Below are 19,581 nucleotides of genomic sequence, written 5' to 3' on the forward strand. Positions count from 1 at the left end.
CTCAACGGGGAATTCAGGCGCGCGTGGTTGCCTCGTCATGGACGAGGAGGGCGGCATGGTCAGCGCGATTTCTGCGAGCAGCGGCGGGCTACTGGCCGCGACCCAGCGTTACGCCACGGCGGCCGAGGGCATCGCGGCCATCGGCACCAGCCTGCCGAGCGCGACCCAGGTCGATCTCTCGACCACCGCCGTCCAGCTCCTGCAGGAGAAGTCCAACATCGGGATGAACACCGCCATCCTGAAATCGACGCTCGAGTCCGAGCGCCGGGTCCTCGACATCCTGGCCTGAGGATCGGCGCGCCTCGAAGCCTTTGGAAGGATCGACGCCCATGACGATCACCGTTCCGATCACGCAGGTCGGCCTCCTCCGGGCAACCGAAATCGTGCACGGCAGCCGGAACGACGCCGCTCGCCGCCACGAGACCGAGCCGCGCACCGTCTCCGTGGAAGTGGATCGCTCGCGCGCCGGCGAGCGCGACGGGATTCCGAGTCAGCGCCGCGTCGTCGACCTGCGCGTGTAGGGTCTGAACGGTTGGATCTGTCCAACAGGGGCAGCTTTCGGCCCGACGAAGCCGCAATAGCCGCTCCAGCGCTGTCCTCGGCAGCCGACATCCGAAACCTCGCAGGGGCGGATCCTCACCGGACCGAGCCCGCTTCGATCGCGGACGAGACCGGATCGACGAGCGGTCGCGTCTTCACCGGAATCAGGCGCTTCGGGGGGCGTGATCGCGCAAGACGCCGAATTCCTCGGGCCCACTTCGGACCGGAAGACCCTCGACCGAGTGGCCCGCCTGCACGCGCAGCCGGTCCCATGGAGCCGATTCGCCGTCGATGCGATGCGGCCTGCATTCGCGATGGCGGCAGCCGGCAGGATTCCGGAATGATCGGCGAGGTGGGTGGAGAAAAAGGCGGACCCGTGTGGCGCTCGCCCGACTGTCTCGGCGGCAGATCCGCCATGGCGCGAGGCCCGCGGAACGCAAGGTCAGGCCGGCGAGACTGCCTATCCTCGCGCCGGTGGCCGTCGGGAGGAGATCCGGCCGGCGGTGTGGCGCCGAGGAGCGCTTCAGGCCGCCCTGGAGTTGCCCGCGGGTCGCTGCGTGGTCTCGCCGGTCTCGCGACCCTTGGCAGCGATGTCGCGCAGCATCTTGACCATGGCGTCGGTCTGATCGTGCGTGGTTTCGTCGAACTCCGCGTCCGCGCTCCAATCCTCGCCCCGGCGCAGCATGATCACGGCGCCAGCCGCGGCAGCGCAAAGACTTCCCGTCAGCGGCGCGCACATCAGTGCGGTCCAGATGCCATACGGCAGAAGCAGCGCCGTCGAGATAATGCCTCCGCCCATGGCGGCCAGTAAGATCAGGAACATCGATCGGCCCTCGTTCGAACCCTAATACCATGGTTCGACGGTCAGGATCGCATTGATTGCCGTCATCATGACCGACGCGTTAACGAACGGTGTCGAACTGTAACGGCCTTTGCGGCGCCTCGCGCCGGTGACGGTCCTTACGACCAGACCCGAAGGATGATCAGGAGCGCGACCGGAACGACGAACATCAGGGCGATCGCCCAGTGGATGTCGTTTCGTGCGCGCCTCACCTCGCTTTCCAATGCGTCGATGCGCGCCTCCAGGGCGCGTAACTTCGCATCGTTCATGGGCCGCTCCGTCGATTCGGTTCTTGCGCCCATGTTGGCGGGGCGCGATCGGGGCTGTCCAGCAAGGCGCAGATGGGCATGGCCCTTGGGAAGAGGCCTCGCCGCGACGGATTCCGTGCGGCGTGCGATTTATCGCAGCGTTTCCCTGCGAGGGCCACAGCGATGTTCAGGCGCCCGGAGCAACTCCGGGCGGTTGCTTCGTTTCGGGTTGCTGGCGCGTGGTCTCTGGCCGGCGCGTGGTCTCGGGCTGGCACTTAGCCTCTGGCTGGCGTTTGGCCTCGCGGAGCCGGGCCAACTTCAGAAGGATCGAACGGATGTGTGTGCGCGCGTGAGACGTCTGGGTCATCGCCAGGAACGGCGATCCGCCAGATACCGTTTCGTCACAAGAAAGTGCGTGAGATTTCGAAGACTTGCCGACCGCACGGTCCCAGTCGGCCGCGATTGAACCGGGACTTCCCACGCGTCGTGCGTGGCCCGTCGCCCTCGCAGGCTCGGGGTGCCGGAGCGTTCGGGCGGCGCATGCCTCATCGGGAGGGGGGCGATCGATCTGCGACGGAGCCATCTGGCTCTTCGCTGGCACGCGGCGGCCCTCCCCGCATCGACGGATTCCGGGCTCGTCGCGCATCCGGAGACCCGGTCCGAGCCTGTGGAACGCGGCCCGAATGCAGTCCGGGTATTCGCCGCGGCTCCCGGTTCCGACCTCCGCCCGTCTCGACCCTTCGGCGACCTTATGTTCACGCCGCCCGGTTGCCATTTCCCCGCCGAAACCGTAACTCCCCTCTACGCGCAAGCGTGTCGGGGTGTAGCGCAGTCTGGTAGCGCATCTGGTTTGGGACCAGAGGGTCGTAGGTTCGAATCCTATCGCCCCGACCATTGTTTCACGCCGAGGCTCCCTGGAGTTGGACGACCCGATGTCGAGCGCCCGCATCTACCAGCCCGCGAAGGATCCGACGCAGTCCGGAACGGCGCGGGCCAAGGCCTGGGTGCTGGAATTCGACCAGACCGCGCCGCGCGAGACCGACCCGCTGATGGGCTGGACCGGCTCGTCCGACATGCTGCAGCAGGTGCACCTCGAGTTCGAGACCCGCGAGGAGGCCGTGGCTTACGCCACCCGCGCCGGGCTGTCCTACCGGGTCGAGGAGCCGCAGAAGCCCATCCTGCGCAAGGGCCTGTCCTACTCCGACAATTTCAAGTTCAACCGTACTGCGCCCTGGACCCACTGAAGCGCCCCACGCGGCGTCAGAGCTGGGTCAGGATGGTGACCGCTCCGAAGATCAGGACGGAGCCCACCGCGACGGCGAGCAGGATCAGGGCGGCGCGCGATTCGCGCAGGTCGTCGTTCGTCATGGGCGCAGGCTAGACCCGGACCGGCGCCGCGCCAATCCGGGCCCGCTCACAAATCCGTTCAGAAGAAGATCGGCCGGGCGCTCGCATGATGCTCGGCCAGCACCGCGTCGTTGGCCGGATCGATCTCCTTCAGCACCGCATCGTAGCCCCAGAGATCCGCCAGGTGCTGCAGCACCCGCCGGGCATCGTCCTTCTGCAGCGTGATGCGGTTCAGCGCGCGGTGATGCACGATCAGGCGGCGGTCGCCCGTGAGGTCCACGTCCACCACCTCGATGTCCGGATCGAGCCAGGCCACATCGTATTGCCGGGCGAAGGAGCGGCGCATCTTGCGGTAGCCGCGCTCGTCGTGGATCGCCTCCACGAAGAGTTCCGACTCGTCGGGATCGTCGACGACGTGGAACAGGCGCATCTCGCGCATGAGCTTGGGTGAGAGGAACTGGGCGATGAAACTCTCGTCGCGGTAGTTCGCCCAGATGTCGCGCAGGGTCGCCATGGCATCGCCGGTGCCGGCGATCTCGGGGAACCATGCCCGATCCTCCTGCGTCGGCTGCTCCACGATGCGGGCGATGTCCTGCATCATGGCGAAGCCGATGGCGTAGGGATTGTGGCCGTTGTAGCCGCGCTCGTTGTAGTTCGGCTGGCGCACCACGTTGGTGTGCGACTGCAGGAACTCGAGATAGGCCGCCTCGCCGATAAGGCCCTTCTCGGACAGCGCGTTCATGATCCGGTAGTGGCAATAGGTGGCGCAGCCCTCGTTCATCACCTTGGTCTGGCGCTGCGGGTAGAAGTACTGCGCCACGAGGCGGACGATGCGCAGGATCTCGCGCTGCCAGGGCCGCAGCCGCGGGGCCGCCTTCTCGAGGAAGTAGAGGATGTTCTCCTGGGGCAGCTCGAGGAGCGCCTTGCGCCGCTCCGCGGCGATGTCGGGAGGGGCGCCGGCGACCTTCTGCGGCAACGTGCGCCAGAGGTCGTTGTAGATCTGCTCGCCGTGCTCGGCCCGCTCGCGTTCGCGGCGCTGCTCGGAGGCCAGATCGGGCCGCTTCTTGCGCGGGTAGCGATGGACGCCCTGGCTCATCAGGGCGTGGGCGGCGTCGAGCACCGCCTCGACGGCGGCGTGGCCGTGGCGCTCCTCGCAGCGCGAGATGAAGCCCTTCGCGAAGTCGAGATAGTCGAGGATGCCTTCCGCGTCGGTCCACTGCTTGAACAGATAGTTGTTCTTGAAGAAGTGGTTATGCCCGAAGGCCGCGTGGGCGATGACCAGCGTCTGCATCGTCGCCGTGTTCTCCTCCATGATGTAGGAGATGCACGGGTCCGAGTTGATGACGATCTCGTAGGCGAGCCCCATCATGCCGCGCCGGTAGCCGGCTTCGTGCTGGGCGAAGTGCTTGCCGAAGGACCAGTGCTTGTAGAACAGCGGCATGCCGATCGACGCATAGGCGTCCAGCATCTGCTCGGCGGTGATGATCTCGATCTGGTTGGGGTACCAGGACAGGCCGAGCGCCCGCGCCTCGACCTCGCAGGCATCGTGGATGCGCCGGATCGTGTCGAAGTCCCAGTCGTTCCCGGTGAAGAGCGGCTCCCGGCCGCCCGAGACCGGCTGGGGCGTGGGGCGGATGATGCTGCCGACCATACGATTTACGCCTTCCTCGAAGGGTCCGTGCTCGAAGGGTCCGTGTCCCGCGCGATCGGTGATGCGGCGCGCGGGCGCTCAGGCCTCGGCCTCCGCCCGGGCATCCTTGCGCCCGAACAGTTCGCGGAAGACCGGGTAGATGTCGCGGCGGTGGTTGACCTTGCGCATGGCGATGGGCGCGCCGGTCTTCGCCAAGCCTTCGTAGGTCCGCCACAGGGTGGTGCGGTGCTCGACGAAACCGGCCCGCGGGCCGTTCTCGTCGCCGACCTCCAGGTAGGCGAAGTGCTGGCAGGCCGGCAGGATGTGGGCGCGCAGCAACTCCGTCGCGGTCGGCCCGTCGCTGGAGACGTTGTCGCCGTCGGAGGCCTGCGCGGCGTAGATGTTCCAGTCGTTGGGGTCGTAGCGCTCGGCGATGACGCGCTTCATCTCGACCAGGGCCGAGGAGACCAGGGTGCCACCGGTCTCGCGCGAGCCGAAGAAAGTCTCCTCGTCCACCTCGGTCGCCTTGTCGGTGTGGCGGATGAAGACGATCTCCACGTGCCGGTAGCGGCGGGTCAGGAAGATGTGCAGCAGGATGTAGAAGCGCTTGGCGAGGTCCTTCATGTGCTCGGTCATCGAGCCCGAGACGTCCATCAGGCAGAACATCACCGCCTGCGCCACCGGGCGCGGATAGGTCTCGAAGCGGCGGTAGCGCAGGTCGAGGGGGTCGACGTAGGGGATTCGCTTGGTGCGCTCGCGGAGCGCCGAGAGCGCCAGGAGCAGGTCCGGCAGATCGGGATCGCTCGACGGCGTCGTGGCGATGCGCGCCTCCAGGGCGGCGATCTCGTCGGGCTTCGGGCGCTTCAGGGCGATGCGCCGCGACATCGAGTTGCGCAGGGTGCGCGTGAGCGCGAGATTGGCCGGCGAGCCCGAGATGGTGTAGCCGGCCCGGCGAAGCCCCTCCGTCTCCACCACCGAGAGCCGGCGCTTGGCCAGATCCGGCAGTTCGAGGTCTTCGAGGAAGAGTTCGAGGAATTCCTCGCGGGTGAGCACGAAGCGGAAGGCGTCCTCGCTGTTCTCGGAGCCCTCGCCCCCCTCCCCCGAGCCCTTGCCGCCGCCGCCCGAGGGCGGGCGCTCGATGCGGTCGCCCTCCACGTAGGTCCTGTTGCCGGGCAGGATGTGGTCGTGCAGGCCGGTGCCGGGCTGGCGGGCGAAGCGCGGCTCGCGGACGCCGTCGGCCGGCACCGAGACGCGGCCGTCCTTGCCGAGATCCTTGATGTCCTTCTCCCGCGCGGATTCCCGCACGGCGCGCTGGGCCACGTCCTTCACGCGCCGCAGGAAGCGCTGGCGGTTCGCGAGGCTCTTGCCCCCGGGGTTCAGACGACGGTCGACGATGTGCATCCGGTATGTGTGCCTTCGCCCTCAGAACCAATGTGGGATCGACTGGCCGGGGCGGCCACCGGCGTGGCCACCCCCTCACCCGTGGGACAGGGCGTCTCGCGTCGCCCTACCCGGCCTGCTTCACCCGCATGTACCACTCGACAAGACGGCGGACCTGCCGCTCGGTGTAGCCGCGGGCCACCATCCGGTCGACGAACTCGCCGTGCTTCTTCTCGGTCTCGCCGTCCTTCTTGGAGCCGAAGGAGATCACCGGCAGCAGTTCCTCCACCTGGCTGAACATGCGCCGCTCGATGACCTCGCGCAGCTTCTCGTAGCTCGTCCAGGAGGGGTTGCGACCGCCGTGCTGCGCCCGCGAGCGCAGGGCGAACTTCACCACCTCGTTGCGGAAGTCCTTCGGGTTTGCGATGCCCGCCGGCTTCTCGATCTTGGTCAGCTCCTGGTTCAGGAGTTCGCGGTTGAGGAGCTGCCCCGTCTCGGAATCCTTGAAGTCCTGGTCCTCGATCCAGGCGTCGGCATAGTCGATGTAGCGGTCGAACAGGTTCTGACCGTAGTCGTGGTAGGATTCGAGGTAGGCCTTCTGGATCTCGTGACCGATGAACTCCGCGTAACGCGGGGCCAGCTCCGTCTTGATGAATTCCAGGTAGCGCTTCTCGGTCTCCGGCGGCAGTTGCTCGCGCCGCAGGGCCTGCTCCAGCACGTACATGAGGTGGACCGGATCGGCCGAGACCTCCGTGGTGTCGTGGTTGAAGGTCGCCGCCATCACCTTGAAGGCGAAGCGGGTGGAGATCCCGTCCATGCCCTCGTCGACGCCGGCGGCGTCCTTGTATTCCTGCATCGAGCGGGCGCGGGGATCGACCTCGCGCAGGGACTCGCCGTCGTAGACCCGCATCTTCGAGAAGGCGTTGGAATTGGCGTGCTCGCGCAGGCGCGAGAGCACGGAGAAACGGGCCAGCATCTCCAGGGTGCCCGGCGCGCAGGCGGCGTCGGACAGTTCGGAGCCCGAGACCAGCTTCTCGTAGATGCGCTGCTCTTCCGTGACGCGCAGGCAGTAGGGCACCTTGATCACGTAGATGCGGTCGATGAAGGCTTCGTTGTTCTTGTTGGTCTTGAAGGTCTGCCACTCGGATTCGTTCGAGTGAGCCAGGATCACGCCCGTGAACGGGATCGCGCCGATGTTCTCGGTGCCGACGTAGTTGCCCTCCTGCGTCGCGGTGAGCAGGGGGTGCAGCATCTTGATCGGCGCCTTGAACATCTCGACGAATTCGAGGACGCCCTGGTTCGCCCGGTTGAGGCCACCCGAGTACGAGTAGGCGTCGGGATCGGCCTGCGAGAGGGTCTCCAGGCGCCGGATGTCGACCTTGCCGACGAGGCTCGAGATGTCCTGGTTGTTCTCGTCGCCCGGCTCGGTCTTGGCGATGCCGATCTGGCGCAGGCGCGAGGGCCGGACCTTGATGACCTTGAACTTCGAGATGTCGCCGTTGAACTCGTCGAGACGCTTGAGGGCCCAGGGGCTCATCAGGCCGGTGAGGCGGCGCTTCGGGATGCCGTAGCGCTCCTGGATCTCGGCCCCCATCGTCTCGGGGTCGAACAGGCCCAGCGGGCTCTCGAAGACCGGGGAGACCTCGTTGCCGGCCTTCAGCACGTAGATGGGGTGGGTCTCCATCAGCGCCTTGAGGCGCTCGGCGAGCGAGGACTTGCCGCCGCCGACGGGGCCGAGCAGGTAGAGGATCTGCTTGCGCTCCTCCAGGCCCTGCGCCGCGTGGCGGAAGAACGAGACGATGCGCTCGATCGTCTCCTCCATGCCGTAGAACTCGGCGAAGGCGGGGTAGACCCGGATCGTCCGGTTCATGAACACGCGCCCGAGGCGCGGGTCCTTCGCGGTGTCCACGAATTCGGGCTTGCCGATGGCCTCGAGGATGCGCTCCGCGGCGGAGGCGTACATCAGCGGCTCGTCGCGGCAGGCCTCGAGATACTCGGAGAGGCTCATCTCCGTATCGCGACGCGCTTCGTAGCCACGGGCGAAGCTCTGGAACAGGTCGTTCGTCGACGGCATAGGCTTTCCGATCCCCTCACGACAGCGACAGCTTCATCCTGTCTCGGCTTGGATGCAACTGACAGGCCCAGTTTTGTCGCAGCGCATTCATCACGGAAATCGGGCGTGTGATGCGTGCCACACTGCAACAGGCGGGCCTGCCATCCGGGTTCGGTGCCGGGGCCACGGCGACGGTCGGCCGTGGCCCCGGGGACGGGCTCAGAGGTCGGTCGAATCCTTTTTCGCCGCCGCGTCGGGCTTGGCCGTATCGGGCTTGGCGGCGCCGACCGTGATCTTGATGGTCTGGGTCTGGACGTTCCCGTCGGAATCCTTGACGTCCACCGTGACCTCGTCGCTCCCGGTGAAGCCGTCCTTGCTCTGGTAGAACACCGCCTGCACCGCGGCCTCCTTGCCGGGGCAGCGGTACTTCGCCGGCGTCTTGATCTTGCCGACCTTGGTGATGAGCGAGCCGTTCTTCGGCGCGCCGCTGACGCGGATCTCCGGCATCGGGCCGGTGGAGCAGTCCTTCTTCAGGTTCGGCACGATGGCGAGGCGCACGCTCTTGCCGCTGGCGGCGGTCTCGCTGCGGGTGACCGTGGTCTGCGCCAGGGCCGGCCCGGCCAGAAGGATGCCGGCGGCCATGAGGGTGAGGGAACGGGCGAGCAGCATGCGGGACGAACTCCGATCACGCCGGGCGATCCACGCGGGACGCGGTGGATTCGGCCCAGGTGAAGCGGATGTGGGGATCGCGGGCGCGGCCGTCGAGTGGGCGCCGTCGAGTGGGCGCCGATCCTTCCGCGCGAACCCGCGGCGTCAGGCGTCCCCGGCCGGCTCCGGCGGCAGGCGCAGGCGGGCCATGGCCGCGCGGCACGTCCGCAGGTCGTCCAGCGCCGCTTCGAGCACCGCCCGCTGCCCGTCTGTGAGGCTCTCGCCGGCGGGCGATTCGGCCGCCGGTGCCTCGTGCTCGGAATCCTGGAGCGAGGGCGCGGCCGCAACGGCCTCGCCCCGGCCCACCGACTGGACAAAGCGCAGGCCGCGCTCCCGGAGCACGCGCTGAGCGCCCCGGATGGTGTAGCCCTGCCCGTGCAGCAGGTGCTTGATGCCCTTCAGGAGGTCGACGTCGTCGGGGCGGTAGTAGCGCCGCCCGCCGGCCCGCTTGACCGGGCGGATCTGAGCGAAGCGCGTCTCCCAGAAGCGCAGCACGTGCTGGGGCACGTCGAGTTCGTCGGCGGCCTCCTTGATGGTGCGGAAGGCGCCCGCGCTCTTTTCAGGGGCCTCGCGCACCGGCGCCTCCGCGTCGCGAGGGCCGGACATCGTTTCGTCGATCCGCGCCGCGAGGGACATCTGGAGCCTACTCGTCGTCGTGCTCGGCCGCGCCGTTCAGGCCGTTGATCCGGGCCTTCAGCACGTTCGAGGGCTTGAACACCATGACCTGGCGCGGCTCGATCGCCACCTCGACGCCGGTCTTCGGATTGCGCCCGACCCGGCGCCCCTTGCTGCGCACCACGAAGGAGCCGAACGAGGACAGCTTCACCGTCTCGCCGCTGGCGAGGCAGGCGCAGATCTCGGACAGGACCGTCTCGACCAGGGCGGACGACTCGGTCCGAGAGAGGCCGACCTGCTGGTAGACGGCCTCGCTCAAATCGGCGCGTGTGACCGTCTTTCCCGTCATGCGATATTCCCCAAGGCGATTCGAGTTTTCTTAGTATCTCTATGATTGCGCACGCTAATCGGCGTTCAGGCCGGGGTCAACTGCGCGTGAGGCCCCGTTTCCCGAACCCCGTGCCTCTACCAGCGGATGAGGGCCGCGCCCCAGGTGAAGCCGCCGCCGATCGCCTCGATCATCACGAGGTCGCCGGGCTGGATCCGGCCGTCCTTTCGGGCGACGTCGAGGGCCAGGGGGATCGAGGCCGCGGAGGTGTTGCCGTGCCGATCGACGGTGAGGACCACCTTCTCGCGCGCGATGCCGAGCTTGTCGGCCGAGGCCTCGATGATCCGCCGGTTGGCCTGATGCGGTACGAACCAGTCCAACTCCTCGGCGCTGGTGCCGGTGGCCCGGAAGGCGTCGTCGATGACGTCGGTGACGGAGCCGACGGCGAAGCGGAACACCTCCTTGCCGGTCATCCGCAGGTGGCCGGTGGTGCCGGTGGAGCCGGGGCCGCCATCCACGTAGAGCTTCTCGCGGTGGCGCCCGTCCGAGCGCAGGCTCGCGGCAAGCACGCCGCGATCGGCGCTGGTGCCCTCCCCCTCGCGGGCTTCCAGCACCACGGCACCGGCGCCGTCGCCGAACAGCACGCAGGTCGTGCGGTCCTCCCAGTCGAGGATCCGCGAGAAGGTCTCGGCGCCGATGACCAGGGCGCGCCGGGCGCTGCCCGTGCTCAGGAACTTGTCGGCGGTGGTCACGGCGTAGACGAAGCCGGCGCAGACCGCCTGGACGTCGAAGGCGAAGCCGCCGCGCAGGCCGAGAGCCGCCTGGATCTCGGTGGCGGTGGACGGAAAGGTGTGGTCGGGCGTCGAGGTGGCGCAGATGATGAGTTCGATGTCGTCGGCCGTCAGGCCGGCCTCGTCGAGGGCGGCGCGGGCGGCGCGGGCGCCGAGGACCGAGGTGGTCTCGGTGGCGTCCGCGAGGTAGCGCTGCCGGATGCCGGTGCGCTGCACGATCCAGTCGTCGGAGGTGTCGACGGTCCGGCTGAGCTCGTCGTTGGTGACGCACCGGGCCGGCAGGGCGGAGCCGCAGCCGACGACGACGGAGCGCAGGACCTTTCCGGAGGGGGCCGTCCCGGTGGTGACCGTCATGGGGCCGTCCTTCTGTTCGCGGCGCGGCTCACGATGCGGCCGCGGCCGGCGTCAGGTCGAGCATGTCGCGGATGGTGCGCATCAGGTCGTGCCGGGCCATGTCGTGGGCGAGGTCCACGGCCGCCGCGAAGCCGTGCGCGTCCTCGGAGCCGTGGCTCTTGATGACGATGCCCTCGAGGCCGAGGAACACGCCGCCATTGGCCCGGCTCGGGTTCATCTTGTCCCGCAGGGCCTTGAAGGCGTGACGGGCGAAGAAGTAGCCGATCTTGGCCGAGAGCGTCCGGCTCATGGCGGCGCGCAGGTAGCTGCCGATCTGCTTGGCCGTCCCCTCCGCGGTCTTCAGGGCGATGTTGCCGGTGAAGCCCTCGGTGACGACCACGTCCACGGTGCCCTTGCCGAGGTCGTTGCCCTCGACGAAGCCGTGATAGGCGAGGTTCGGCAGGTCGGTCTCGCGCAGGTAGCGCGCCGCTTCCTTGACGGCCTCGTTGCCCTTCATCTCCTCGGTGCCGACGTTGAGGAGTCCGACCGTCGGCCGGTCGAGGTCGAACACGATCCGGGCCATGGCCGAGCCCATCACGGCCATCTCGACCAGGTGCTCGGCATCGGTGCCGATGGTGGCGCCGACGTCGAGGACCACGCTCTCGCCGCGCACCGTCGGCCAGAGGCAGGCGATGGCCGGGCGCTCGATGCCCGCCAGGGTCTTCAGGCAGATCTTCGACATCGCCATGAGGGCGCCGGTGTTGCCGGCCGAGACGGCGGCATCGGCCTCGCCGTCCTTCACCGCCTGGATGGCGCGCCACATCGAGGACTTGCCGCGCCCCGAGCGCACCGCCTGGCTCGGCTTCTCGTCCATGGAGATCGCCATCGTCGTGTGGCGGATCTCGACGGCACCCTTCAGGCGCGGCTCGGCCGCCACCAATGGCGTGAGGATTGCTTCATCCCCGAACATCAGGAACGTCATCTCGGGATGGCGCTCGCGGGCTATGGCGGCGCCGGGCACCACGGTCGTGGGGCCGTGGTCGCCGCCCATGGCGTCGAGCGAGATGCACACTCTCTGGGGCATGGTGGGTGGCCGGTGGGCTCTGAAACGCGGAAGGGGCTGCCTCCCGGCGGGGAGGCATCACGGTGGGTGGGGTGCGGCGAACGACCGGCCCCCTGCCCGGCGCGGCGGAAAATAGCGATTGAGGCCCGGCGGGCAAACGAAATCTGAGGCTTTCACCGAACGCCGTTCCGCCCTCAGGGCCGATCGGCTCAGTCGTCGGCGGGCTTCAGGCCGCGCAGGGCGGCGAGCGGCGGCTCGTCCTGGTCCTCGATATGCGGCTCGAAGGCGACACCGGGCTTGCGCGGATAGGGGTCGAGGCCGAGGGCCAGGAACTCCGCCGTGATGGTGCCGAAGTCGATCCGGCCGCCGACGATCGGATCGGGGACGTCGGCATCCTCCGCGTCCGTCCCGGCGAGCCGGTCGGTGTCGGTGAACAGCAGGTCCACCGGCTCGGAAACGGGGCCCTCGAAGGGCTCGAGGGACACCGTACAGACCTGGGTCACCTGCGCCGTCACGGTCCCGCGCACGCGGAAGGCCGAGGACGGGCCGCTCGTCTCGAAGCTGCCCTCGAGATCGCGGATGGCCGGGATCTCGAACTCGGCGGCGAGGGCCGCGCATTCTTCCGGGCTCGCCGTGACGACGAGGCGGCCGTCGCTGCGGCGCAGGCGGTCGACGCTGACGATCCGCGAGAGCGGGCCGGTCTGGTTCTGGCGGGGCGTGTCGTGGTGAGGCTTGTCGTGACGGGTCATGGGATTGTCCGTGTCGTGGTGCCGTCCGGCCCTGCAGCGGCGGCCGCGAAGGTGTTCGGCGGCGGGAAGGACGGGCCGACGCCGATCAGGCCGTCGAGGTCGGAGCGCGCCAGGGCGGCGTCGCTGGCGAGGACGTAGCGCGCGAGTTCGTCCGCGGCCTCCGGCACGTCGAGCCCGAGGACGTTGCGGGCGAGCGCGGCCTTCAGCGCCGCGAGGTCCCCGGCATCGAGGGCGGCATCGTAGCCCTCGGCGCGGCCGTAGAAGGCCGAACCGAGCTTCTTCATGCGCTTGGGCACCCCGAAATCGCCGATGCCGGATTCCCGCAGCGAAGAATCGAGCTGAAGGAACACCGAATTCACGAGGTCCTGGGCCACGTCCGCCGCCGGCTCGGGCAGGCGGTTGAGCCGCCGCAGCACCAGGATGACGTGCAGGATCAGGCACTCGAACCGGCCCTCCAGCGTGTCCGGTACGCCGAGACGCAGGTAGAGGTCCGGGTGGCGCGCCGCTTCGTTGATCCGCCCGTGCAGCGTCTCGATCACCTGCGCGCGCGGGCTCGACCGTCCCCAACTGCGCAGCCGGTCCAGGAGTCCCATCGTCATGCGCCTCTCCTCCCGCCTGCTGGCGTGGCGCAGGTGCGGACGGACCGTGGGTGTGGCCGGGCTTGCCTTGTCAAAACCATAACCCCGCGTTACGGCAGCGAACGGTCAAGGTGCAACCTCCATCGGGATTCTTCCGCCCTCGGTGCCGGGTCGGGATCGGGGCCGCAAGACGCCTTGTCGGAAGATGCTTTCCGGGAAGTCGCCTTCACGGAAGACGCGTTCAGTTTCTCATTTGCAGCAAGGGTGGCCGATGTCGCGCCGTCTCGTCTCGTCGCTCGCTCGCCTCGCCGTCCTCGGCGTGATCGGAGCCGGTGTGTCCGGCTGCATCGGCGAGGACATCCGCCACGGCTACCAGATCGACCAGGCGGCCCTCGCCACCGTGAAGCCCGGCATGAGCGCCGAGCAGGTGCTGCAGATCCTCGGCACGCCGTCCACCGTCTCCACCGTCGGCAACAAGTCCTGGTACTATATCACCCAGAACACGCGCCGGACGGTCCTGTTCCTCGGCGAGCGGGTCGAGGACCAGAAGGTCACCGCCGTCTACTTCAACCAGGGCTTCAAGGTGGAGCGCGTGGCGCTCTACGGCCTGCAGGACGGCAAGGTGTTCGACTTCATCGAACGGACCACGCCGACCAGCGGCGCCGACCGCGCCTTCCTCAGCCAGCTCTTCCGCGGCCTGACCAAGTACGAGCCGTTCGGCAGCGGATCCGGCGCCAGCGTGGTTCCGGGCGCCAACCGCGGGCTGTAATCGTCGCGGCCCTCCGCCGGAGGCGGCCGGGCGCGGCCTATCGCCCCGGCCATCGGCGGAGGATGCCCCGAGCGTCGGCGCGGGCAGATCGCCGCGCGCTCCCTGAACGGCGCGCCAGGGTTCGCTCCCGGGCGGGCAGAGGACCCGAGGATGCCGTTTCGCGAAGCCTTTCTCGTCGAGGGTGGCGAGACCGGCGCGCTCCTGCGCCAACACGACTGGTCGAAGACCTCGCTCGGCGCCCCGGCCGGCTGGCCGCAGGCCCTCAAGACCCTGGTCGGCGTGATGCTCGGTTCACAGCAGCCGATGCTGATCGTCTGGGGACCGGACTACCTCACCCTCTACAACGACGGCTACGCCGCCATGTGCGGCACCCGGCACCCGGCCGCCCTCGGCGGTTCGTTCCGTGACCTCTGGCACGACATCTGGGACCAGGTGGAGCCGATCCTCTCCCGTGCCTATGCGGGCGAAGCCACGCACATGGACGGCATCGCCTTCGTCATGCACCGCAACGGCTACCCGGAGGAGACCTTCTTCTCGTTCGGCTACACGCCGGTGCGCGACGAGGCCGGGCAGGTCGCCGGCATGTACTGCGCCTGCGCCGAGACGACGGGCCGGGTGCAGGCGGAGCGCCGGGCCAGAGCCGAACGCGAGCGCCTGGAGCAGCTCTTCGCCCAGGCGCCGAGCTTCATGGCCGTCCTGCGCGGTCCCGAGCATCGCTTCGAACTCGCCAACCCCGCCTATCGGCGCCTCGTCGGCGACCGGCCGGTCCTGGGCCGGACCGTGGCGGAGGCCCTGCCCGACGCCGTGGCCCAGGGCTATCTCGACCTCCTCGACACCGTCTACCGCACCGGGGAGGCGTTCACCGCGCGCGCCTCGAAGCTCACCCTCAAGGCCGTGGCGGACGGGCCGGAGGTCGAACTCTACCTCGACTTCGTCTATCAGCCGATCTTCGACGACGACGGCACCGTCACCGGCATCTTCGTCGAGGGCGTCGACGTCACCGACCGGGCTCTGGCCGAGATCGCCCTGCGCCGGAACGAGGCGGAACTGCGCTTCCTCAACGCCGACCTGGAGCGCCAGGTCGTGCTGCGCTCCAACGAGCGCGGTCTGACCTGGCTGGTCAGCCCCGATCTCCTCGGCGTGTTCCACCCGGACGGCTACTTCGAGCGTCTGAATCCCGCCTGGGAGGTGGTGCTCGGCTGGTCCGAATCGGAGATCGCCGGGCGCCCCGTGGTCGACCTGATCCATCCGGACGACGTCGAGCGCACCCGGGCGGCGATCCACACGCTCGCTGCCAGCACGCCGGTCTTCCGCTTCGAGAACCGCTACCGTACCCGGGACGGCGGCTACCGCTGGCTGTCCTGGACCGCGGTGCCGGAGGGCGGTCGCTCCTATTGCAGCGGCCGCGACATCACCGAGGACAAGGCGCGGGAGGCCGCCCTGGACCAGGCCCAGGAGGCCCTGCGCCAGGCTCAGAAGATGGAGGCGGTGGGCCAGCTCACCGGTGGCGTCGCCCATGACTTCAACAACCTGTTGACGGTCATCAAGTCCTCGACCGACCTCCTGAAGCGTCCGGGACTCGCCGAGGATCGCCGCCGCCGCTACGTCGACGCCATCTCCGACACCGTGGCGCGCGCCGCCAAGCTCACCGGCCAACTCCTCGCCTTCGCGCGGCGCCAAGCCCTCAAGCCCGAGACCTTCAACGTCGGCACCGGCGTCGCCGCGATCAGCGAGATGGTCGGAACCCTGACCGGCGCCCGCATCGCGATCGTGGTCGAGGTGCCCGAGGCGCCCTGCTACGTGCATGCCGACCCGAGCCAGTTCGACACCGCACTGGTGAACATGGCGGTCAATGCCCGCGACGCCATGGACGGCCAGGGCCGGCTGACGATCCGGGTCGGCACCGTCGAGGGCATCCCGCCTCTCGACATCCGCCAGGGCGCCTTCGTGGCCGTGTCGCTGACCGATACCGGTGCCGGCATCGCCGCGGGCGATCTCCACCGGATCTTCGAGCCGTTCTACACCACCAAGGGCGTGGGCCAGGGCACCGGCCTCGGCCTCAGCCAGGTCTTCGGCTTCGCCAAGCAATCGGGCGGCGAGGTCGTCGTCGAGAGCGCGCCGGGCCACGGCTCGACCTTCACCCTGTTCCTGCCGCAGGTCGCGGCCGTGCCGGAGACCGCTGACCCCCCCGAGGAGGCCGAGCCCCTGACCGAGGGGCACGGCACCTGCGTGCTCGTGGTCGAGGACAACCCGGAGGTCGGCCGCTTCGCGACGCAGACCCTGGCCGAACTCGGCTATCACACGGTCTGGGCGACCTCCGCCGCCGATGCCCTGCGCCAGCTCGAGAAGATCCCCTTCCGCTTCGAGGTGGTGTTCTCCGACATCGTCATGCCGGGCATGAACGGGATCGAGCTCGCGAAGGAGATCGCTCGGCGCCGGCCCGACCTGCCGGTGGTGCTGGCCAGCGGCTACAGCCACGTCCTGGCCGAGGAGGGCGCTCACGGCTTCGAATTGCTGCACAAGCCCTATTCGGTGGAGCAGCTCTCGCGGGTCCTCAGGGAGGCTGTGGCGCGCAGCCGGCGCGGGCGCCGCGCCCGGACCTGACGGGATCAGCTCCCGCCCGGTTCGCCGGCTTCGAGGCGTGCGATTAGGCCTGCGAACACGTCGGAGACGTCCGCTTCCAGCTCCGGCGCGTAGGTGGCCTGCAGGCCGCCGGCCAGACAGGCCACCAGGAAATGCGACCGTGCCCGGCGCGCCTGGGATCGGCGGACCGCCGGGTCCCGGCGCGCGGCTGCATGCGTTCCGGCCGGCGGCGAGCGACGTGTCGTGTCCATCTACAAGCGTCCGTTCCGCCGCACGTCCCGGCCTATCACAGGTTAATCTGGCGCCCGATGGACCCGCCACGCAACCGGTCCGAAACCTCCGCGGCGCGGTTTCCAGGCGCCTGTGGCGGCGTCGACACGACGCATCGCCCGATCGCGGCCGGTTCGGAGAAGACGTGCGCGGGCGCTCGGGCGGCCAGGGCATCGGCGCGGGTATAGCCCCAGGCCACTGCCCCGAAGGCGCAGCCCGCCTCCGTCGCCGCCTGGTGGTCGCGGATCTCGTCGCCGACGTAGAGCACCTCGGACGGGACGATCCCGGCGTCGCGGATCAGGGCGCGCAGGCGTCTCGCCTTGCCGAACAGCGAGGCGCCGCAGGCGTAGTGGGTGAAGCGCCGGGCCGCCGGTCCCAGCGCCCGCCGGATCGTCGCTTCCCGGTTCGAGCTCGCGATGCCGAGGGCAAGACCCGCCCCATCGAGGTCGGCCAGCAGGTCCGGGATCCCGGGGAACAGCCGGATCGCGGCGATGTCGCGCGCGGCGAGCCGGTGCATGTGCCGGGTGATCAGCGGGAGCTTCCAGGCCGGGATTCCGAGGTGCCGGACGATCGCCCGCGCATCCATGCCCCGCAGGGTCTCGGTCTCGTGCTCGGCGATGCGGGCGAAGCCGTAGCGGTCGGCCACGCCGTTGATGATTCCGGCGAACCAGGGAAAGCTGTCGGCCAGGGTCCCGTCGAAATCGAAGACGACGAGGCGATACGGGTGCGGGCTCACGAACCGAGATTGTCCACCGGCACGACGAGGCGCATGACGAGGCCGCCCGGGGCCCAGTCCTGCTCCAGGGTGCCGTCGAGCTGCCCGACGACGCTGCGCTGGGCCAGCACCGTGCCGAAGCCCTGCCGGGTGGGCGGTCCGGTCACCGTCGGGCCGCCGCTCTCCGCCCAGGTCAGGATGTAGGATGGTCCGTCGCGAAGGCCGGTGAGGCGGACGCTGCCGGCCTCGGTCGAGAGGCCGCCATACTTCATCGCGTTCGTGGCCTGCTCGTGCATGATGAGGGCGAGCGCGGTGGCGGCGCGCTCCCCGACGGCGACGTCGTCGCCGTCGACGACGATCCGCGCGCGCCCGTCCTGCACGTAGGCCGCCATGATCAGGCGCATCAGGCCGAACAGGGTCTGGCCCTTCACCGCGGGGGCGCTGGCGGGCGAGTGCGGCCGGACGTATTCGTGGGCCTGCGCCAGGGCGCCGAGGCGCTCGCGGAAGGCCGAGACGAAGGGGCGCGCGGCCGGATCGGTGCGGGCCGAGAGGCCGGCGATGCCGCCGACCACCGCGAAGATGTTCTTGATCCGGTGCGAGAGTTCCTTGATCAGCAGGTCCTGCGCCTCTTCCGCCCGCTTGCGCTCGCGCAGGTCGCGGGTGACGGTGGCGTAGCCGACGAAGCGGCCCTCGTCGTCGCGGACCGGGAAGATGTTGTAGAGGACCGCGATCCCCTCCCCCGTGCCGAAGTGCCGGAAGGCGAGCTCGCCCTCCCACCAGCCCTGCCGCTCGACGGCGGGCAGGGCCGTCCCGGTCACGAGCGCCTGACTCTCGGGCATGAAGTAGTCGAGGAGCTGGGTCCCGGCCACGGCGGTGACGTCCGGCAGCCCGACGAGGCGCCGGCCCGCCTCGTTGATGTGCTGGACCAATCCCTCGCGGTCGGCCATGCCGATGAAGTCCTGCGACTGCTCGACGATGGCGGCGAGCTTGCGTGCCTCGGCCTCCGCCCGCTTCAGGTCCTCGATGTCGGTGCAGGTCCCGAACCAGCGCTCGATGCGCCCGTCGGCATCATGGAGCGGCATCGCCCGGCCGAGGGTCCAGCGATAGGCCCCCGAATGGTGGCGCAGGCGGTACTCGACCTCGTAGGGCTCGCCGGTGGCGAGGCTGTGGCGCCAGCGCGTCCAGGCCCGTTCCTGGTCGTCGGGATGGAACATCCCGTTCCAGGCCTCGCCGTCCGTCGAGCCGGGCGGCATGCCGGTGAACTCGTACCAGCGGTCGTTGTAGAAGTCGTGGTAGCCGTCGGGCTGGGTGGTCCAGACCATCTGCGGCATGGCGCCGGTCATCACCCGGAAGCGGCGCTCGCTCGCCTCGAGTTCCGCCTCGCGGGCCTCGACCTCGCCGCGCGTCCGGGTCAGCTCGATCAGCGTCGCGGCCTGTTGGGCCAGGGCCTCCAGCATCTCGGCCTGGACCGGGGTGATTCCGTCGGGCCGGGCGACCCGGTCGAGGACGCACAGGGTGCCGAGGGGATAGCCCGCGCGCGAGCGGATGATCGCACCGGCGTAGAACCGGAGCTGGCGCTCACCGGTGACGAGGGGATTGTCGCGGGTCCGCGGGTCCCGGGTCAGGTCCGGGATGACGAGGAGCGTCCCGGCCGCGATGGCATGCGAGCAGATGGACATCCGCCGGGGCGTCTCGGGCACTTCGAGCCCGACCCGGCCCTTGAACCATTGCCGGTCCGCCTCGACGAGGCTCACCAGCGCGATGGGCGCGTCGCAGAGCCGGGCTGCGATGCGGGTCAGGTCGTCGTAGACCGCTTCCCGCCCGGAGGCGGCCAAGTCGAGGCTGGCGAGCTCCGCCAGCCGATCGGACTCGGTCCATCCGGTCGGTGCGACGGAGCAGGCATCGGTCGAAGGCAAAAGCGGCTATCCTCGTCGATCGCCACACATAGGGTGTCTCCGGTCCGAGCGATAGCGCCGACCTCTACCGAGACGATCCGCACAGGTTGGCAAAGGACGCGTCTGTCATCCGTCGGCGGGCCGT

20 protein-coding genes and 1 tRNA gene are annotated in these 19,581 nt (G+C 69.2%); 6 read left to right on the forward strand and 15 right to left on the reverse strand.

Translation table 11 applies throughout. From position 1 onward, the window contains the following. Nucleotides 1–55 precede the first annotated feature (55 nt). Nucleotides 56–289, forward strand: a complete 234-nt coding sequence (locus tag ACLBWX_RS15550) for a hypothetical protein (RefSeq protein ID WP_447677929.1) — start codon at nucleotides 56–58, stop codon at nucleotides 287–289. Between the two features lie 40 nt (nucleotides 290–329). Further along, nucleotides 330–521, forward strand: a complete 192-nt coding sequence (locus ACLBWX_RS15555) for a hypothetical protein (RefSeq protein ID WP_447677930.1) — start codon at nucleotides 330–332, stop codon at nucleotides 519–521. A 542-nt stretch (nucleotides 522–1,063) separates the two neighbouring features. Here ACLBWX_RS15555 and ACLBWX_RS15560 read toward each other — a convergent pair. Together ACLBWX_RS15560 and ACLBWX_RS15565 are read right to left on the reverse strand one after the other, a co-directional pair. Then, on the reverse strand, nucleotides 1,064–1,363 hold the full coding sequence (locus ACLBWX_RS15560) for a hypothetical protein (RefSeq protein ID WP_447677931.1): 300 nt from the start codon (nucleotides 1,361–1,363) through the stop codon (nucleotides 1,064–1,066). A 137-nt stretch (nucleotides 1,364–1,500) separates the two neighbouring features. Then, entirely contained in the window at nucleotides 1,501–1,650 is a 150-nt protein-coding gene (locus ACLBWX_RS15565; protein WP_447677932.1) for a hypothetical protein, read from the reverse strand. Nucleotides 1,651–2,446: 796 nt separating this feature from the next. Here ACLBWX_RS15565 and ACLBWX_RS15570 point away from each other — a divergent pair. Next, nucleotides 2,447–2,523, forward strand: a tRNA-Pro gene (locus tag ACLBWX_RS15570). Nucleotides 2,524–2,561: 38 nt separating this feature from the next. Further along, nucleotides 2,562–2,873 (forward strand): ETC complex I subunit, encoded by a 312-nt coding sequence (locus ACLBWX_RS15575; protein WP_055950667.1) that lies wholly within the window; start codon nucleotides 2,562–2,564, stop codon nucleotides 2,871–2,873. Nucleotides 2,874–3,055: 182 nt separating this feature from the next. On the opposite strand, the gene ACLBWX_RS15580 is transcribed toward ACLBWX_RS15575, so the two are convergent. From ACLBWX_RS15580 to ACLBWX_RS15625, 10 genes are all read right to left on the reverse strand, one after another. Next, a complete protein-coding gene (locus tag ACLBWX_RS15580; protein WP_447677933.1) occupies nucleotides 3,056–4,627 on the reverse strand; it encodes a SpoVR family protein in 1,572 nt (523 codons plus the stop codon). A gap of 78 nt (nucleotides 4,628–4,705) precedes the next feature. Beyond that, nucleotides 4,706–6,007 (reverse strand): YeaH/YhbH family protein, encoded by a 1,302-nt coding sequence (locus ACLBWX_RS15585; protein ID WP_447677934.1) that lies wholly within the window; start codon nucleotides 6,005–6,007, stop codon nucleotides 4,706–4,708. A gap of 106 nt (nucleotides 6,008–6,113) precedes the next feature. Next, entirely contained in the window at nucleotides 6,114–8,060 is a 1,947-nt protein-coding gene (locus ACLBWX_RS15590) for a PrkA family serine protein kinase (RefSeq protein ID WP_447677935.1), read from the reverse strand. Nucleotides 8,061–8,258: 198 nt separating this feature from the next. Continuing rightward, nucleotides 8,259–8,708: a 4-aminobutyrate aminotransferase gene (locus ACLBWX_RS15595; RefSeq protein WP_447677936.1), complete on the reverse strand. Its 450-nt coding sequence runs from the start codon at nucleotides 8,706–8,708 to the stop codon at nucleotides 8,259–8,261. Nucleotides 8,709–8,852: 144 nt separating this feature from the next. Beyond that, entirely contained in the window at nucleotides 8,853–9,353 is a 501-nt protein-coding gene (locus ACLBWX_RS15600; RefSeq protein ID WP_447677937.1) for a MerR family transcriptional regulator, read from the reverse strand. A gap of 37 nt (nucleotides 9,354–9,390) precedes the next feature. Next, complete coding sequence (locus ACLBWX_RS15605) at nucleotides 9,391–9,711, reverse strand: integration host factor subunit alpha (RefSeq protein WP_056474070.1); 321 nt, start codon at nucleotides 9,709–9,711, stop codon at nucleotides 9,391–9,393. 116 nt (nucleotides 9,712–9,827) lie between these two features. After that, complete coding sequence (locus tag ACLBWX_RS15610) at nucleotides 9,828–10,835, reverse strand: beta-ketoacyl-ACP synthase III (RefSeq protein WP_447677938.1); 1,008 nt, start codon at nucleotides 10,833–10,835, stop codon at nucleotides 9,828–9,830. Nucleotides 10,836–10,863: 28 nt separating this feature from the next. Further along, entirely contained in the window at nucleotides 10,864–11,898 is a 1,035-nt protein-coding gene (gene plsX, locus ACLBWX_RS15615; protein ID WP_447677939.1) for a phosphate acyltransferase PlsX, read from the reverse strand. Nucleotides 11,899–12,086: 188 nt separating this feature from the next. Then, nucleotides 12,087–12,626, reverse strand: coding sequence for a YceD family protein (locus ACLBWX_RS15620; RefSeq protein WP_447677940.1), 540 nt, complete (start codon nucleotides 12,624–12,626; stop codon nucleotides 12,087–12,089). Next, nucleotides 12,623–13,219 carry a ubiquinol-cytochrome C chaperone family protein gene (locus tag ACLBWX_RS15625; protein ID WP_447677960.1) on the reverse strand — a complete coding sequence of 199 codons (597 nt, stop codon included), beginning with the start codon at nucleotides 13,217–13,219 and terminating at the stop codon, nucleotides 12,623–12,625. The genes ACLBWX_RS15620 and ACLBWX_RS15625 overlap by 4 nt, the downstream gene beginning before the upstream one ends. A 256-nt stretch (nucleotides 13,220–13,475) precedes the next feature. On the opposite strand from ACLBWX_RS15625, the gene ACLBWX_RS15630 reads away from it, so the two are divergent. Beyond that, nucleotides 13,476–13,973 (forward strand): outer membrane protein assembly factor BamE, encoded by a 498-nt coding sequence (locus ACLBWX_RS15630; protein ID WP_447677941.1) that lies wholly within the window; start codon nucleotides 13,476–13,478, stop codon nucleotides 13,971–13,973. A gap of 150 nt (nucleotides 13,974–14,123) precedes the next feature. After that, the gene (locus ACLBWX_RS15635) at nucleotides 14,124–16,577 is read left to right on the forward strand and encodes a PAS domain-containing protein (RefSeq protein WP_447677942.1); all 2,454 of its coding nucleotides are present in this window, start codon (nucleotides 14,124–14,126) and stop codon (nucleotides 16,575–16,577) included. A 5-nt stretch (nucleotides 16,578–16,582) separates the two neighbouring features. Here the strand turns inward: ACLBWX_RS15635 and ACLBWX_RS15640 are convergent, their stop codons facing one another. From ACLBWX_RS15640 to ACLBWX_RS15650, 3 genes are read right to left on the reverse strand one after another with little or no spacing between them, the layout of a single operon-like run. Further along, on the reverse strand, nucleotides 16,583–16,807 hold the full coding sequence (locus ACLBWX_RS15640; RefSeq protein WP_447677943.1) for a hypothetical protein: 225 nt from the start codon (nucleotides 16,805–16,807) through the stop codon (nucleotides 16,583–16,585). Between the two features lie 35 nt (nucleotides 16,808–16,842). Then, entirely contained in the window at nucleotides 16,843–17,562 is a 720-nt protein-coding gene (locus tag ACLBWX_RS15645; RefSeq protein ID WP_447677944.1) for an HAD-IA family hydrolase, read from the reverse strand. Then, complete coding sequence (locus tag ACLBWX_RS15650; protein WP_447677945.1) at nucleotides 17,559–19,457, reverse strand: PAS domain S-box protein; 1,899 nt, start codon at nucleotides 19,455–19,457, stop codon at nucleotides 17,559–17,561. The genes ACLBWX_RS15645 and ACLBWX_RS15650 overlap by 4 nt, the downstream gene beginning before the upstream one ends. Nucleotides 19,458–19,581 lie beyond the last annotated feature (124 nt).

The organism is Methylobacterium sp. M6A4_1b, assembly GCF_053345175.1.